Annotated in this window: 14 protein-coding genes; 13 read left to right on the forward strand and 1 reads right to left on the reverse strand. The window is 30.3% G+C overall.

What is annotated here, in order from left to right; translation table 11 throughout:
* The first annotated feature begins 245 nt into the window (after positions 1-245).
* From ACK2WN_RS03935 to ACK2WN_RS03970, 8 genes are all read left to right on the forward strand, one after another.
* On the forward strand, positions 246-674 hold the full coding sequence (locus tag ACK2WN_RS03935; RefSeq protein ID WP_416154891.1) for a PPC domain-containing DNA-binding protein: 429 nt from the start codon (positions 246-248) through the stop codon (positions 672-674).
* Positions 675-694: 20 nt separating this feature from the next.
* Positions 695-1,342 carry a YigZ family protein gene (locus tag ACK2WN_RS03940; RefSeq protein WP_416154892.1) on the forward strand — a complete coding sequence of 216 codons (648 nt, stop codon included), beginning with the start codon at positions 695-697 and terminating at the stop codon, positions 1,340-1,342.
* An 11-nt stretch (positions 1,343-1,353) separates the two neighbouring features.
* On the forward strand, positions 1,354-2,109 hold the full coding sequence (gene nadE, locus ACK2WN_RS03945; RefSeq protein WP_416154893.1) for an NAD(+) synthase: 756 nt from the start codon (positions 1,354-1,356) through the stop codon (positions 2,107-2,109).
* Positions 2,110-2,172: 63 nt separating this feature from the next.
* Positions 2,173-2,895 (forward strand): YebC/PmpR family DNA-binding transcriptional regulator, encoded by a 723-nt coding sequence (locus ACK2WN_RS03950; protein WP_300530319.1) that lies wholly within the window; start codon positions 2,173-2,175, stop codon positions 2,893-2,895.
* Between the two features lie 314 nt (positions 2,896-3,209).
* Positions 3,210-4,061 (forward strand): BglG family transcription antiterminator LicT, encoded by an 852-nt coding sequence (licT, locus tag ACK2WN_RS03955; RefSeq protein ID WP_118548640.1) that lies wholly within the window; start codon positions 3,210-3,212, stop codon positions 4,059-4,061.
* Between the two features lie 106 nt (positions 4,062-4,167).
* Positions 4,168-6,060 carry a beta-glucoside-specific PTS transporter subunit IIABC gene (locus ACK2WN_RS03960; RefSeq protein WP_416154894.1) on the forward strand — a complete coding sequence of 631 codons (1,893 nt, stop codon included), beginning with the start codon at positions 4,168-4,170 and terminating at the stop codon, positions 6,058-6,060.
* Positions 6,061-6,075: 15 nt separating this feature from the next.
* On the forward strand, positions 6,076-7,539 hold the full coding sequence (locus ACK2WN_RS03965) for a glycoside hydrolase family 1 protein (protein WP_416154895.1): 1,464 nt from the start codon (positions 6,076-6,078) through the stop codon (positions 7,537-7,539).
* A 141-nt stretch (positions 7,540-7,680) separates the two neighbouring features.
* Complete coding sequence (locus tag ACK2WN_RS03970) at positions 7,681-9,036, forward strand: MATE family efflux transporter (RefSeq protein WP_416154896.1); 1,356 nt, start codon at positions 7,681-7,683, stop codon at positions 9,034-9,036.
* A 54-nt stretch (positions 9,037-9,090) separates the two neighbouring features.
* Here the strand turns inward: ACK2WN_RS03970 and ACK2WN_RS03975 are convergent, their stop codons facing one another.
* Positions 9,091-10,056, reverse strand: a complete 966-nt coding sequence (locus ACK2WN_RS03975; RefSeq protein ID WP_300530307.1) for a tyrosine-protein phosphatase — start codon at positions 10,054-10,056, stop codon at positions 9,091-9,093.
* Between the two features lie 215 nt (positions 10,057-10,271).
* Between ACK2WN_RS03975 and ACK2WN_RS03980 the strand changes: the two genes are divergently transcribed.
* The 5 genes from ACK2WN_RS03980 to ACK2WN_RS04000 all read left to right on the forward strand — a co-directional run bounded on the left by ACK2WN_RS03980 (position 10,272) and on the right by ACK2WN_RS04000 (position 15,513).
* Complete coding sequence (locus ACK2WN_RS03980) at positions 10,272-10,823, forward strand: DUF3592 domain-containing protein (protein ID WP_416154897.1); 552 nt, start codon at positions 10,272-10,274, stop codon at positions 10,821-10,823.
* Between the two features lie 28 nt (positions 10,824-10,851).
* Complete coding sequence (locus ACK2WN_RS03985) at positions 10,852-12,660, forward strand: Hsp70 family protein (RefSeq protein ID WP_416154898.1); 1,809 nt, start codon at positions 10,852-10,854, stop codon at positions 12,658-12,660.
* Positions 12,657-13,940, forward strand: a complete 1,284-nt coding sequence (locus ACK2WN_RS03990) for a DnaJ domain-containing protein (RefSeq protein WP_416154899.1) — start codon at positions 12,657-12,659, stop codon at positions 13,938-13,940. The genes ACK2WN_RS03985 and ACK2WN_RS03990 overlap by 4 nt, the downstream gene beginning before the upstream one ends.
* Before the next feature lie 155 nt (positions 13,941-14,095).
* The gene (locus ACK2WN_RS03995; RefSeq protein WP_300530299.1) at positions 14,096-14,398 is read left to right on the forward strand and encodes a hypothetical protein; all 303 of its coding nucleotides are present in this window, start codon (positions 14,096-14,098) and stop codon (positions 14,396-14,398) included.
* A 341-nt stretch (positions 14,399-14,739) separates the two neighbouring features.
* The gene (locus ACK2WN_RS04000; protein ID WP_416154900.1) at positions 14,740-15,513 is read left to right on the forward strand and encodes a hypothetical protein; all 774 of its coding nucleotides are present in this window, start codon (positions 14,740-14,742) and stop codon (positions 15,511-15,513) included.
* Positions 15,514-15,543: the final 30 nt, after the last annotated feature.

The following is a 15,543-nucleotide window of genomic DNA, read 5'->3' on the forward strand; positions in this document are numbered from 1 at the left end:
AGAAGATATGATGAGTGAACAGCTAACGCTTGACGTAGTGGACCCGTTTACGGGTAACCAGAAGTAGTTAGCGAGTGGCGGACCGACATACGCTTTGAAGCGTAGCTGGAAGTTGAGCCTTATAGGCGTCAAATGAAGAACCCCCAGTTTTACTGGGGGGTTCCTTTTTATGCGTTCACATATTTATAAAACTAATATATAATAAAATATAGTAGTTAAATATAAAAAAGAGGAGATGTTTCAAAATGGAATATATAAAATCAGGAAACACAATAGCAGTTCGTATAGACTATGATGAAGAGGTAATGGAAAAGTTAACAGAACTTTGTAAAAAAGAAAATATTACTTCAGCAGCAGTTTCTGGAATAGGTGCTACAAAATTAGCAGAATTAGGATTATATAATATAGAAACAAAAGAGTATAAAGTAACTTCTTATACTGGACTTTATGAAGTTGGTTCATTTATGGGTAATATAACTCAGAAAGATGGAGAACCATATTTACATATGCATATAACTATAGGTGATCCAGAAAAAAATGAGGTGCATAGTGGCCACTTAAATAAAGCAATTATAGGTGCTACAAGTGAAATATTTGTAACTGTATTTGATAAAAAAATAGGTCGTAAACTTGATGAAAAAACAGGAATAAATATTTTTGACTTTGAAAAATAAGAATTTGAAAGGGGATTTCTATGAATTCGTATAGAACTATCTACGAATATGGATGTGATGAATTCACAGAAGAGAGATCGAGATTTATAGGATATGCAAAACCTATAAATAGTGAGGAAGAAGCTGTTGAATTTGTCGACGAAATAAAGAAAAAGCATAAAGATGCAACTCATAATGTATGGGCTTATACAGTAGGACCTACTATGAATATTCAGAGATACAGCGATGACGGAGAACCACAGGGAACAGCTGGAATACCAGCACTTGAGGTTATTAAAAAAGAAGATTTAAGAAATGTTGTAGTTGTAATAACTAGATATTTTGGTGGAATCAAGCTAGGAGCAGGAGGACTTGTAAGAGCATATACAAGAGGAGCCAAAATTGGTTTAGAAGCAGGAAAAATAATTGATAGAATATGGTATCAAGAAGTTAAAATAAAAGTAGACTACAATCAGATAGGTAGAGTTCAGAATGAAATAATGAACTTAGGATATTTTGTAAAAGATACTATATATCTTGAAGATGTAGAATTTATAATATATTCTAAACCTGAAGATACACAAAAGCTTAAAGATAGAATAACTGATATAACAAATGGTACAGCAAATATTTCATTTGGTGAGGAATTCTATTTAAGTGAAAATAATGGAGAAATAATACTTGATTAATGGGGGAAAAAATGAGTACTAGAGCAGAACAGATTGAAAAAACAGTAGAATGGTTACAGGACAAAGTAAAAGAAGCACATGCTAGAGGATTAATAGTTGGTGTATCTGGTGGTATAGACTCTGCAGTTGTGGCATATCTTATTAAAAAAGCATGCCCAAATGATTCTATGGGTGTAATAATGAGTATAAAATCAAATCCAGCAGATAGAGTAGATGCTATGAAAGTTATAGATGGATGTGGAATAGAATACATGGATCTTGAATTAGCAGAACCACACAAATTAATATTAGATACAGTGACAAATAATCTAAAAGAAAAAGGATTATTTAAAGAAGAATATCTAAGAATGACAGATGCTAATCTTAGAGCTAGAATAAGAATGAGCACAATATATACAATAGCAAATGATTTAGGATATTTAGTTGTAGGAACAGACAATGCAGCAGAACTTCACACAGGATACTTTACTAAACATGGAGATGGTGGTGTTGATATACTTCCACTTGCAAACCTTACAAAAGGTGAAGTATTTGAATGGGCTAAAGAATTAGGAATACACGAAGATTTAATAAATAAAGCTCCATCAGCTGGACTATGGGAAGGACAGACTGACGAAAACGAAATGGGAACTACATACAAATATATAGATGCTGTTTTAGAAGGCAGAAGAGATGAAGTACCAGCAGAACATCTTGAAATAATAGACAGATTACACAGAAATAGTGAACACAAAAGACATACTGCTGCAAAACCACCTAAATTCTAATTTACTATTGCAAAAATTTATGATAGAATTTTAAGGTGAGTAAATAACAGAAGGAGTGGAATTATGGGACGTATAGGAAACATAATAAATAGAAAAGGAAAACAGGATGCTCAGAGAGCAAAAGTATTTACAAAACATGCTAGAGCAATAGCAGTTGCTGCTAAAGATGGTGGAGGAGATCCAGAATACAATGCAGCTTTAAAAACAGCTATAGAAAAAGCTAAAGCTGACAACATGCCTAATGATAATATAGATAGAGCTATAGCAAAAGGTACAGGTGCTGGAAACTCTGAAAGCTACGAAACAATAGTATATGAAGGATATGGACCAGGTGGGGTTGCAGTAATAGTTAACGCACTTACTGACAACAAAAATAGAACAGCTGGTAACATAAGATACTACTTCGATAAAAATGGTGGTAACTTAGGTACTTCAGGATGCGTATCTTTCATGTTCGATAGAAAAGGACAGATATTAGTTGCAGCTGAAGATGGTGTAAGCGAAGAAGAATTAATGGATGCAGCTTTAGAAGCTGGAGCAGAAGATTTCATAGTTGAAGAAGATGGATTCGAAGTAATAACTGAACCTAACGACTTTGCAGCAGTTAGAGATGCATTAAAAGAAGCTGGATACGAATTTATATCAGCTGACGTTAAAATGATACCTCAGACAACTACTGAATTAACAGAAGATGGTCAGTGCAATGCTATGGAAAAATTAATAAACATGCTTGAAGATGATGACGATGTTCAGGACGTTTACCACAACTGGGAAATAACTGAATAATAAAGTGAAGAAGACAAAGAGATGTTGCAGAAAATTACTGTATACATCTCTTTTTTATTTTCTATCGAAAGTAATAAATTATAGGAATAAAAGAATTATATAATAATAAAATGAAAACGATTGACAAAATAAAAAACTTATATTACAATAAAAAAGGATTCAATAGGATGGTAATTGTTAATTCAAGCTAGACCTATTTACATATATAGAAAATAATATTCTTTTAATAAAAAAGAAATGCTAATTTTTCTACATATGTAAGTAGGTCTTTTTTGTTAAAAAAAAAGCAAATCTTATCGAAAGGAGAGATTTAAATGATTATAGATAGAGTTTTAAATAACAATGTAGTTATTATAAAAGATGAAAATGGAATAGAACAAGTTGTATGTGGCAAGGGAATAGCTTTTAAGAAAAAAAGTGGAGATTTTGTAGATGAAAAAGAAGTAAATAAAGTATTTATTTTAAAGGATAAAGTTAAGAATAAAAGATTCCAGGAAATAGTATCAGATATACCTCTTCCATATTTAGAAGTAGCTGATGAGATAATAGATATGATTAAACTTGAATCTGGTAAAAAAATAAGTGACACAATATATATTTCTTTAAGTGACCATATTCATATGGCTGTAAATAGATTTTTAGATGGTATTACAATAAAAAATTATATGATTTGGGATATCAAGAGATTTTATCCAGAAGAGTTTCAGCTTGCATTAAAAGCACTGAATATAATCAATGAAAAACTGCATGTATCTCTACCAGAAGATGAGGCAGGTTTTATAACACTACATATAGTGAATGCAGGTATGGAAAATGACGATATGCATCAAACTATTGAAATAACAAAGATAATGCAGGAAATATCAAATATAGTGAAATATCATTTTTCTGTAGAATTTGATACAGATTCTGTATATTATTATAGATTTATAACACATTTAAAATTCTTTGCACAGAGATTGCTTTCAGACAAAATTATAAAAGACACAGATGAGGATGATCTATTAGATATTGTAAAAGTTAAATATGCATCTTCATACGCTTGTGTTGAAAGAATTACAGAGTTTATATCACGCAAATATAAATATGAATTATCAAAGGAAGAACAGTTATACCTGACAATTCATATAGAGCGTGTTATATATAAAAGTCAAAATGAAGAGTAAAAAATAAAATCAAATTAAACAGGTAACTTTATTTTGACAAAGGATGGTAACATTAAGTTGGCTAAACCTTCAGATAAGTTTTTATACTTAAGACGGAGGAGAAAAAATGGAAAACTACACAAAACTAGCAGCAGACATAATAGAAAATGTCGGCGGAAAAGAAAACATTGAGAGTTTAACACATTGTGTTACTCGTCTAAGATTCAAATTAAAAGATGAATCAAAAGCGAATGATGAAGTACTAAAAAATATGGATGGAGTTGTTACAGTTGTAAAATCAAAATCTATAGACCAGTATATGGTTGTAATAGGCGAACATGTAACAGATGTATACAACGAAGTTCTAAAACAGCTTGGAATGAGCGCAGATGCTATTGTTGATAATAGCAAGTCAGATAAAAAGAAACAGAGTTTATTAAATAGAGCTCTAAATGTTATATCTGGAGGGATTGGACCAGTACTAAATCTTCTATGCGCTTGCGGGATTATAAAAGGTTTAACAGTTGTACTAACTATATTAGGAATTAGTCCAGAATCTGGACCATATATGTTATTAAATGCAGCGGGAGATTGTTTCTTCTACTTCCTACCATTAATGTTAGGATACAACTTAGCTAAAAAATTCGAAATAGATCCATTCTTTGGATTAATACTAGCAGCTGCTATGTGTTATCCAACTATACAGAATGTAGATTTAGATTTCTTTGGACATAATATAAACACTACTTATGCTTCAACATTTATGCCAATATTATTTGGTTTATTATTTGCAGCACCATTATATAAGTTTATAGACAGATATATGCCTAAAATGATAAAAGGATTTATGACTCCTTTATTAACATTATTAATAAGTTTCCCACTAACTTTCATAATAATAGGGCCAGTAGCTAATTTAATAGGTACAGGATTAAACGTAACACTTACTTCTATATGTGAATTCTCTCCATTAATAGCAGGAATAATAATTGGTGGATTATGGCAGGTATTTGTTATGTTTGGAATACACGGTGTTTTAACAGTTGTAGCTTTTATGGACTTAGTTGCAGGAAATCCAAGCCAGATGCTAGCACTTTCATATCCAGCTACATTTGCAACAGTTGGTACAGTATTAGCAGTTTATCTAAAAACTAAAAACATTAAATTAAAAGAAGTAGCATTACCAGCGTTTATATCATCAATATTTGGTGTAACTGAACCAGCTACATATGCAGTAACACTACCAAGAAAAAAAGTATTCGTAGTTAACTGCATAGGTGGTGCAGTAGGTGGTATAATCGTAGCTTTAATGGGAATAAAAATGTATTCTTATGCAGGTATGGGAATTATAGGTTTATTAGGATTTGTAAGTCCAACTGATGTTAATTTTATGGGAATAATTATGATGGTAGTAATACCTCTTTTAGTTTCATTAGTATTAACAATGGCAATATACAAAGATTCAGACTACGATTACCTAGAAGGAAATAATTCTGGTAAATCAGATATAGATACAAATAAAAAAGAAAAAACAAATGAAAAAAACGAAGAAAAAATAGTAAATGTTAGAGAAACAATATTAATGCCTATGGATGGTACTATAAAACCATTATCAGAATCAGAAGATGATGCATTTGCAAGTGAAGCACTTGGAAAAGGATGTGTAATAGTTCCAGATAATGGTGAAGTTTGCTCTCCAGTTAATGGTGAAGTAAAAACTATCTTCCCTACTAAACACGCAATAGGTATATTAAGTGATGATGGTTGTGAAATATTAATACATATAGGGATAAATACAGTGTCTCTAGAAGGAAAATATTTTGAATCTCATGTAAAAGCAGGAGATAAGGTAGAAGCAGGACAGCTATTAGTTTCCTTTGAAAAAGAAAATATAGAAAAAGAAGGATATTCTTGTGAAATCCCTGTAATAATAACTAATACATTTGATTATTTAGACGTTTTAGAAATAGATAATGAGCATCATAAAAAAGGTGAAGCTATGTTAAAAATAGTGAAGTAAGGAGAGTGGGATAAAATGGCATTTCCAAAAAATTTCTTATGGGGTGGCGCAGTAGCTGCCAATCAGTGCGAAGGAGCATGGAATGTAGGTGGTAAAGGAATGACAGTTTCTGATACTGTTACAGCAGGAACTGTATCTGAGCCTAGATATACAACATATATATCAAAAGACGGTGAACCTGGTAAAGCTTCAATGTTTGAACAGTTACCAGAAGGAGCACGCAGAACAGTATTTGAAGGTTACTACTATCCTTCTCATGAGGGAATAGATTTTTACAATAGATATAAAGAAGATATAGCATTATTTGCAGAAATGGGATTCAAAGTATTCCGTATGTCTATATCTTGGTCTAGAATATTCCCAAAAGGAATAGAAGAAGAACCAAATAAAGAAGGATTAGATTTTTATAGAAGAGTATTTGAAGAATTAAGAAAATACGATATAGAACCTCTAGTAACTCTATTCCACTACGATATGCCTTTATACTTAGAAGAAGAACTAGGTGGATGGAGCAATAGAGAATTAATAGATCTATTTGAAAAATACACAAAAGTGCTATTTAAAGAATATAAGGGATTAGTAAAATATTGGCTAACATTCAACGAAATAAACAGCCCAATATTAATGCGTACATTTATACCAAATTATCCTGATTCTAAAGTTCGTGAAGCAATGCAGATATTACACAACCAGTTTGTAGCGAGTGCAAGAGCTGTTAGAGCAGCACATGAAGTAGATTCAGAAATGGTAGTTGGAGCTATGTTAGGTGGGGTATGTAATTATCCATTAACATGTAATCCAGATGATATAATATCTTGCCAGAAACATTGGCAGGAAGATTGCTACTACTGCTTAGATACAATGGCAAGAGGAGCATATCCATACTATGCACAGAGACTTTGGAAAGAATATGATTTTAAACTAGAAGCCGAAGAACAGGATTTCATAGATTTAAAAGAAGGTATTGTTGATATGATTACATTCTCTTACTATTCATCAGGATGTGTCACAGAAGATGAAAATGCTGAAAAAGCAAAAGGGAACTTTACAACTGGAGCTAAAAATCCTTATTTAAAATACAGTGAATGGGGATGGAGTATAGACGGACAGGGACTTAGATATTTCTTAAATGAAGTATATGGACGCTATCAGTTACCACTTATGGTAGTAGAAAATGGTCTTGGAGCTATAGATGAATTAGAAGAAGATGGAAGTGTACACGACCAGTACCGTATAGAATACACAAAAGAACATATAAAAGCAATGAGCGATGCTATAGAAGATGGTGTAGATTTAATAGGATACACATACTGGGGATGTATAGATTTAATAAGTGCGTCTACAGGTGAGATGAAAAAGAGATACGGATTTATATACGTAGACAAAAATAACGATGGAAGTGGAACATTAAATCGTTATAAAAAAGATTCTTTCTATTGGTACAAAAAAGTTATAGAATCTAACGGAGAAGAATTATAATAAGAAGAATTTATAATAATTAAACATATTAAGGTAGATTAGATGATTTTGTATATCATTAAGTCTACCTTAATATTTTGTCTAAAATAAGAAGTGAAATAGTAAAATATTATAAATTACTAAATTTAGATAGGAGAACGTATGGAAAAGAAAGATGATTTTTTAGGAACGGAACCTATAAAAGGTTTATTATTTAAATTGGCATTACCTACACTTGTAGCTCAGGTTATAAATATGTTATACAACATAGTGGATAGAGTTTATATTGGGCATATAGCAAATGTTGGAGATTTGGCATTGACTGGAGTAGGAGTTTGTATGCCTATAATTATTATCGTGTCTGCATTTGCAGCATTAATAGCGAGTGGAGGAGCACCTCTTGCAAGTATTTCTATGGGAGAAGGAAATTCAGAAAAAGCAGAAAAAATATTAGGAAATTGTTTCTCAACTCAGATAATAATATCAATAATACTAACTGCTATTTTATTGATTTTCAATGAAAAAATATTACTTTTGTTTGGAGCAAGTAAAAATACTATTAAATATGCAACGGAGTATATGGATATATATTCAATAGGAACAATATTTGTTCAGCTTACATTGGGAATGAACGCATTTATTACAGCTCAAGGATTTGCCAAAATAGGAATGTTATCTGTTTTAATAGGAGCTATATCAAATATAATCCTAGATCCAATATTTATATTTGTGTTAGATATGGGAGTAAAAGGAGCAGCTTTAGCAACTATAATCTCACAGGCGCTTTCTTGTATATGGATTATGTATTTTTTAATAGGGAAAAAGACAAAGATAAAATTAAAAAGAACATATTTAAAAATAGAAAGAAATATAATAGTACCATGCATGACATTAGGTCTTTCAACATTTATAATGCAGGCTAGTGAAAGTGTTATAGCTGTATGTTTTAACTCATCTTTATTAAAATACGGAGGAGATATAGCTGTAGGCTCTATGACGATATTAACTAGTGTTATGCAGTTTGCATTATTACCACTTCAGGGAATAGGGCAGGGTGCACAACCTATAATAAGTTTTAACTTTGGTGCAAAAAATAGAAACAGAGTAAAAGAAACATTTTTACTTTTAGTAAAAATAAGTGTTGGATACTCTGCGTTATTATGGCTACTTGTTATGATGGTGCCACAGGTATTTGTAAAGATGTTTACAACAAGTCCAGAATTAATAGCATTTACAGAAACATCTCTTCGTGTATATATGGGAGGGTTAATGTTATTTGGTATACAGGTTGCTTGCCAGATGACATTTACATCTATTGGAAATGCAAAGGGATCTATAATGGTAGCGGTTATGAGAAAATTTGTACTTCTAATACCGCTAATATATATTATGCCTAGATTTTTAGAAAATAAAACTATGGCTGTATATATGGCAGAACCAATAGCTGATATACTAGCTGTGTTATTTACTAGTATATTATTTATATTCCAATTTAAAAAAATACTTAGAGATATGTAATAAATTATAAAATAAAGAACCTATAGACCAATTAAAAGGTCTATAGGTTTTTATTTACTGAAGGTATTTATCTTGTAAAGTTTGGATATCCTCATCTGAAAGTCCTAATTCTTGTTTTACGTATTCTGTAGGAGAGCCATATTTTTCATCTAATTCTGCAAGAGCTTTTTCCATGAAACTTCTGTCTACTCCAGTTAATTTTCCAACTCCATCTATCTCATCTTGTTTGTCAGTTAATTTTTTTGCTTCTCCTTGCATATATGAAATTCTATCTGCTAGGAATTCATTAGTTAATTCAAAATCATCTAAAACAGTTTCTCTATCTACACCTAAAACACTTAATAATAGTGCAGATGCAGAGCCAGCACGGTCTTTACCACCAGTACAATGCCATAGGATAGCTTTGTCGGCATCCTGTTCTAAGAGTATCTGGAAAAATTGAGCAAATCCTTTTTGAGCAGTTTCATCATTAAGTACAGAACTGTACATATCATCACTTAACACGCCATTACGATACATTTCTAATAAACTTTCCGCTGGGTTATCATAAACTTTAGTAGTTGCCTTAGTTGTGTTGTTATCTACATTTTCATTTAATATCTTAACCTGTTCATTTTTCACACCTTCTATTTCTGGATCAGGTTCTTTACCTATTTCATCAGTTGTTCTAAAATCAACCACAGTAGATAAATTTAAGTCTTTTAATTTCTGTATATCAGAATCAGTTGCTTCGGCTAGTTTTCCACTTCTTATTAACTTATCCATTACTACTTTTTTACCAGATTCTGTAACATACCCACCAAGCTGTCTAGCATTTGATACTTTTTCAAGTCCTATTGACTGTTTTTCTAAAGAAACATCATTAGAAGGCTTTGTTTCTTCTTTGTTTTCGTCCTGAGTTTGAGTTGCTTCAGTCTTTGAATTGTTAGACTCTGTATTATTAGATTGACATCCAGTTAAAACTCCTATACCTATAATCCCAACTAATCCCAAACTAATTATTTTTTTTGCAAATTTCATAAATTAAATTCTCCTTTTCAAAATTTATTAATAATATTTATAAATTCAAATACTATTAAAACAAAATAATATTATAATAAGGTTAAAATAATTTTAAAATGAAATTAATTATTTTAAAATATAATAAAATAAGTAAAATATGTTATAAAAAAACGTTTACCTAGATAAAAATAAATGAGATAATAAAAAAAAGAGATGAGTTCGGGGGGATTGGTATGCTTAAGATAGGATTACTTATCATTGGACTAGGAATTTTTATAATAGCTATGTCTAGCAGTAGATACAGCAAAAGTGAAAAGGACTCTAGGAAAGTTGGAGCTGCTATTACGGTATTTGGAATAGTATTTCTTGCAACTGGACTAGATAGTTCTGGAAGGGCAAGTTTTGCACTTATTGGAATAACTTTTGGTGGATTTATGGTATATGCTGGTGTAGAGGAGATAAAAACTATATTAAAATGTAATCAAGCCGTTGATGCAAAATTAGAAGGATTTATAGAGAAAACCGGAAGAAGTAGTATTTACTTCCCTATAATGAGCTTTAATTACAATGGTAGAAAATACAAGATAAAATCAGATAATTCTATGTATGAAGGAGCTATGAAATTATATCAAGATAGTGAAATTCATACTGTTTATATAAACCCAAGTGATCCAAGTCAAATGAGATACAATAGAAAACCATCAATATACATATACACAGGATTTATACTTGGATTGATATTTTTAATAATGGGGATAAAAGTTTTGATAACTGGTACAATTTAGAATAAAAAAGAAAAGGAGCGTTGATATTATGGCTGTGATAGGTATAGATTTAGGAACTACAAATAGTATAGCTGTTGTTTTTAGAAATGGAGAAGTAGAGATGATACCTAATTCATTTGGCGAATATCTAACTCCGAGTGTAGTTACAATAGAAAACAACGAGCTTATAGTTGGGAAAATAGCTAAACAAAAGTTAGTTACAAATCCAGAAAATACAACGTCTCTTTTTAAAAGAGATATGGGTACTAACAAAACAATAAAGCTTGGTAAAAATAAATATCTTCCACAGGAATTATCTGCATTAGTACTGAAACAACTGATAAATGATGCAGAAAAATATCTAAATGAAAAAGTAGAAGAAGTTGTTATAAGTGTACCTGCGTATTTCAATGCAAAGCAGAGAAGGGCTACAAAACTAGCAGGAGAAATTATAGGAGTAAAGGTTGATAGGTTAATAAATGAGCCATCTGCAGCAGCTATTGCCTGCCACGAAGATGAATTTGAAACATTTGTAGTATTTGACTTTGGAGGAGGAACTCTAGATGTTTCTGTTGTAGATTGTTTTGAAAATGTAGTCAGTATATGCTCGATAGCTGGAAATAATCAATTAGGTGGAATTGATTTTGATAAAGCAATTGCAATGCATTTTTGTCAACAAAATAAAATTGACTACAATTCTCTTTTAAGAGCAGAAAAAGAAAGTTTATTCTTAGCAGCTGAAAGAGCGAAAATAGCATTACAAGATAATGAAGAAGCAACTATGAGCCTATCTATAAGAGGAAAATTATATTCAGTGAAAATTACAAATGAAATACTATCTCTAATATCTAAACCTATTTTAGATGAGATAAGAGAGGTTATAAGAAGGGCTGTAAAAGACAGTGGATTTGTCCCTTCTGATATAGATAGAATGATAATGGTAGGTGGATCTAGCTATATGCCTATAGTTAGAGATTATTTAGAAAAATTATTGAAAATACCAGTTGAGTCAGCTGAAGATATAGACTATATGGTTGCTATGGGACTTGGAAAATATCTAGGAATAAAACAAAGATGTAGTGAAGTAAAAGATTTAGTCGTTACAGATATTTGTCCATTTTCACTTAGTACACCTATTGTAAATGAATCTGATTCAAGTAAACCTTTAGCAAAAGTTATAATACCTAAAAATACAGTATTGCCTTCAAGTAGAACTGTAACTCTTCAAGCATATAGAAGAGGTCAAAATAATATAAGTATATCTGTTTATCAAGGAGAAGAAATGTACGAAAATGACAATATTCTTCTTGGGCATACAAAGGTAAAAATACCTAGAAATTATAAAGAAAATGAGCAGTTCAATATAACATATTCATACGATATAAATAGTATGCTATATGTAGAAGTAGAAATAATATCAACAGGTGAAAAAAGTGTATTTATAATAGGGGATGATAAAAAACTAGAGTCTATAAAAGAGGGTAACCAGTTAAATGCTATTAAGGAGATATCTATAAAATTAAATAGCAATCCAGAGTATGAAGCATGTATTGAAAGAGCAATGAGAATATATAAAGAATTATCTCCAGAATTGAAACGTATGCTTCAAGAAAGAATGGAATCTCTTGAAATTATGTACAAAGATTGTGTAAATAATATACAGAAAAAGAGAGAAATTGTAGAAGAAATGGATAGGTTATTAGATGTATTTGATAGTATTTCAGAGTTTAATGAATCAGATATATTTTCCGATTTTGGAATAGATGACAATAGTATTGAAGATAAGGATATAGAGGAAAAAGATATTAAAGAGAAAGATATTAAAATAATAGATGGTACAGGAGGTCGCTTGTCGTGATAGAGAGTATTTGGGATATTTTGGGGATAGATCCGACAACTGACAAGAAAAAAATTAAAAAGGCTTATGCTGAAAAAACAAAGGTATATCATCCTGAGGATTATCCGGAAGAATTTAAAATAGTTCAAGAGGCGTATCAATGGGCTATGAAATATGCTAGTAAATCTGTGTTAGATGATGAGGATCTAGAAATTGGTATAAATACAAATAAAAGTACTGATGAAGTTATTGAAGTTAATAAGAAAGAAGAAAATAAGTCTATAGAGATTGACTATTCAAATTTAGAAGAAGAAGATTTTAAAATAAAAGATAATCGTAAAGAAAAAACTAATAAAAAATCTGAAACAAATAGTTCTAATAATAAAAAATCAAAAGACGGAGAAATCTTTAATGAGATATATAACGAAAGAACTAGAGATGATGAAGTAGATCAGATGATGTATTTCTTGGATTATATAGAAAAGAAAATTCCTAAAAAAATAAATATGGAAATGTTTAAATTGATTTTATCAAACTCATATATAAAATCATATCTAGAGCATCCTGATTTTAAAACTAGATTTGAGGAAATAATGGTAAATAAATCTTATGCTGATACACTATACACAGAAAAGAAAATGTCTGAAATAGCTAGAAAATACAATCTATACAAGGTTGCAAGAGCTATAGATAAAGATACAAAGCGGAGATATATAGTTGGAATTAGGACGCCGGTATTTATGTTGGGTATAGCGGTGGCTGTATCTGGGATGTTTTTAAAAGTAGAGAGTAAAAAAGCAGAAAAAGCAGAGCAAATATCAAATAGTATAAATCAGAGTATAGAAAAAAGTGGTGAAACAGTACATAAGATAAGAGAATCTATGCTGAATACATCATTGATTGTAAATAAAGATTTTATTAATGGATATGATGTAACTGTAGATGAAGAAGATGGATACTATTCTATATTAGATAAAGACAAAAATACTATTTTAGGCAATGTAAGCAGGGTAGAGTTTACAATGTCAAATTTAATAATAGCATATCAAGCTGGGGAGTACAGCATAATTAATACAAGCAATGGGAATATAGCAAAAACAAAATACGCAGATATAAAATCAGCGGATATAATTAAAGATAATGATAAAAAATATGGAATAGTTGGTATGGAAAAGGATAAAACTTGGTATATAATCGACGAAAATGGAAATAAAGTACAAAAGATTAGTGGAGAACCTAATGTTGGAAAAATAAATGTCGAAATAAAAGATGGAAAAACTAGTTTTGTGAGTGAAAAGTAAATAAGTTAATTTAGTGAGATAACTATAAATTGGAAAAATCTATAGTTATCTCTTTTTTTATAGAAAAATGTTTATGGGTATAAAGAGAGGGTATAAGTTAAATATAATCGAAACAGTATATTTTAATATATTTGTTTAAATAAGGGGGGAGAAGTATGATTCAGGTAATATTAATTGTCTTCGTTGCAATGCTTATTTATTCATTTATGAAATCAAAAAGAGAGGCAAGTATAATACAAGCGCAAAGAGATGCATTAAATGAAAAGAAAAACAAGGCTATAGAAAGCTTAAATATCAAAGAAAAAGTGTCTACTATAGACAAAGAAGATAGAGTGTTTATATTCACAGAGGATAATGAAGTATATGTATATAACTCAAAAGATGAGTCAGTTGAAAAGCTAGAAGATATAAAGAAGATACTTTCAAAAAGAAGATATGAAAGTGTGCAATCTGGTTGAGCCACTTGTACACAGCTACGGGGCGTAGTTTTAGCAATAAAATTATCAAATAGCGAATATAAAAGCGAATTTGAGCCAAGTGAAGTAAAAAATGTTGAAAGATTTGAGGAATTAGTTCAGCAGGAATTAGGAATTTAATTCTTGAAATCAGATAAATTAACAAGATTGAAAATGCAAAATAGCATTAAATAATATATAAATTAAAAACTTATAAAAACCTTATTGTCAAACACATATGAATTAGTTTCGTATGTGTTTCTTTTTTTTGAGATTGTTGTAATATTTTTTGAATGATATAATAAAATCATAATAAAAATAGTACAAGAAAAGAGGATTTAATTATGAAAATTGCTTTAGATGAAGTGGAATCACTTTTAAATATGATAGAAAAAATAGAAATACACGAAGAACGAAAATTAATAAGAGTTGGAGCAGGAATAAAAGTTCTTTATCGTGGATATAAAGAAGGCAGCAAAGATAAAACTTTTTTAGATGATGCTAGAGTAGATCTATTTTTAATATACGAAGAAGATGGAGAAGAGTACTTAACTAAGCTTACTCAGAAAGTTGGATACAGCACAATAAAATACACAAATAGTGCTTTTAAAGTCGATGATTTATACGATGCGACAATAACAATTGATGATACTGAAAAATGGCGGTTAAATAAACAGATTAAGGACTTTATAGAAGAATTTAAAGAGAAAAATTTCTTCAGTAGGGTTAGATATTTTACAGACAAAAATAGTGTAAATATGCTTGTTCAGGATATTTCTAAACTAAAGGAAATGACAATGTTTAGTAGATATACTGGTGAAGATATGACAAAAATAGAGTATATGACTAACTTTATGTATTATATAGAAAAAGAATTTAATGGTGTGAAAACTAGCGATATAGATAAGTATAAAATGGAAGAATTTGAAAATATGGACTTTATAGGATGGCTTATAAAATCTGGAGAAATGGGAGATTACCTAGAATGGAGAAGTGAAAAAACTGATTTAGGTGGATGTATAATTCAGGTGGATGAAGGTACGATAAATCCTAAAGTATTTGAAAAAATGCTTGAAAATGAAAATATAAGAGAATTAAATATAAAATTTAGACGATAGTGTTTAGATAATTAGCGTATATTAATGGGG

The sequence above is a fragment of the Peptacetobacter sp. AB800 genome, from assembly GCF_047807365.1.
Classification (GTDB): Bacteria; Bacillota; Clostridia; order Peptostreptococcales; family Peptostreptococcaceae; genus Peptacetobacter.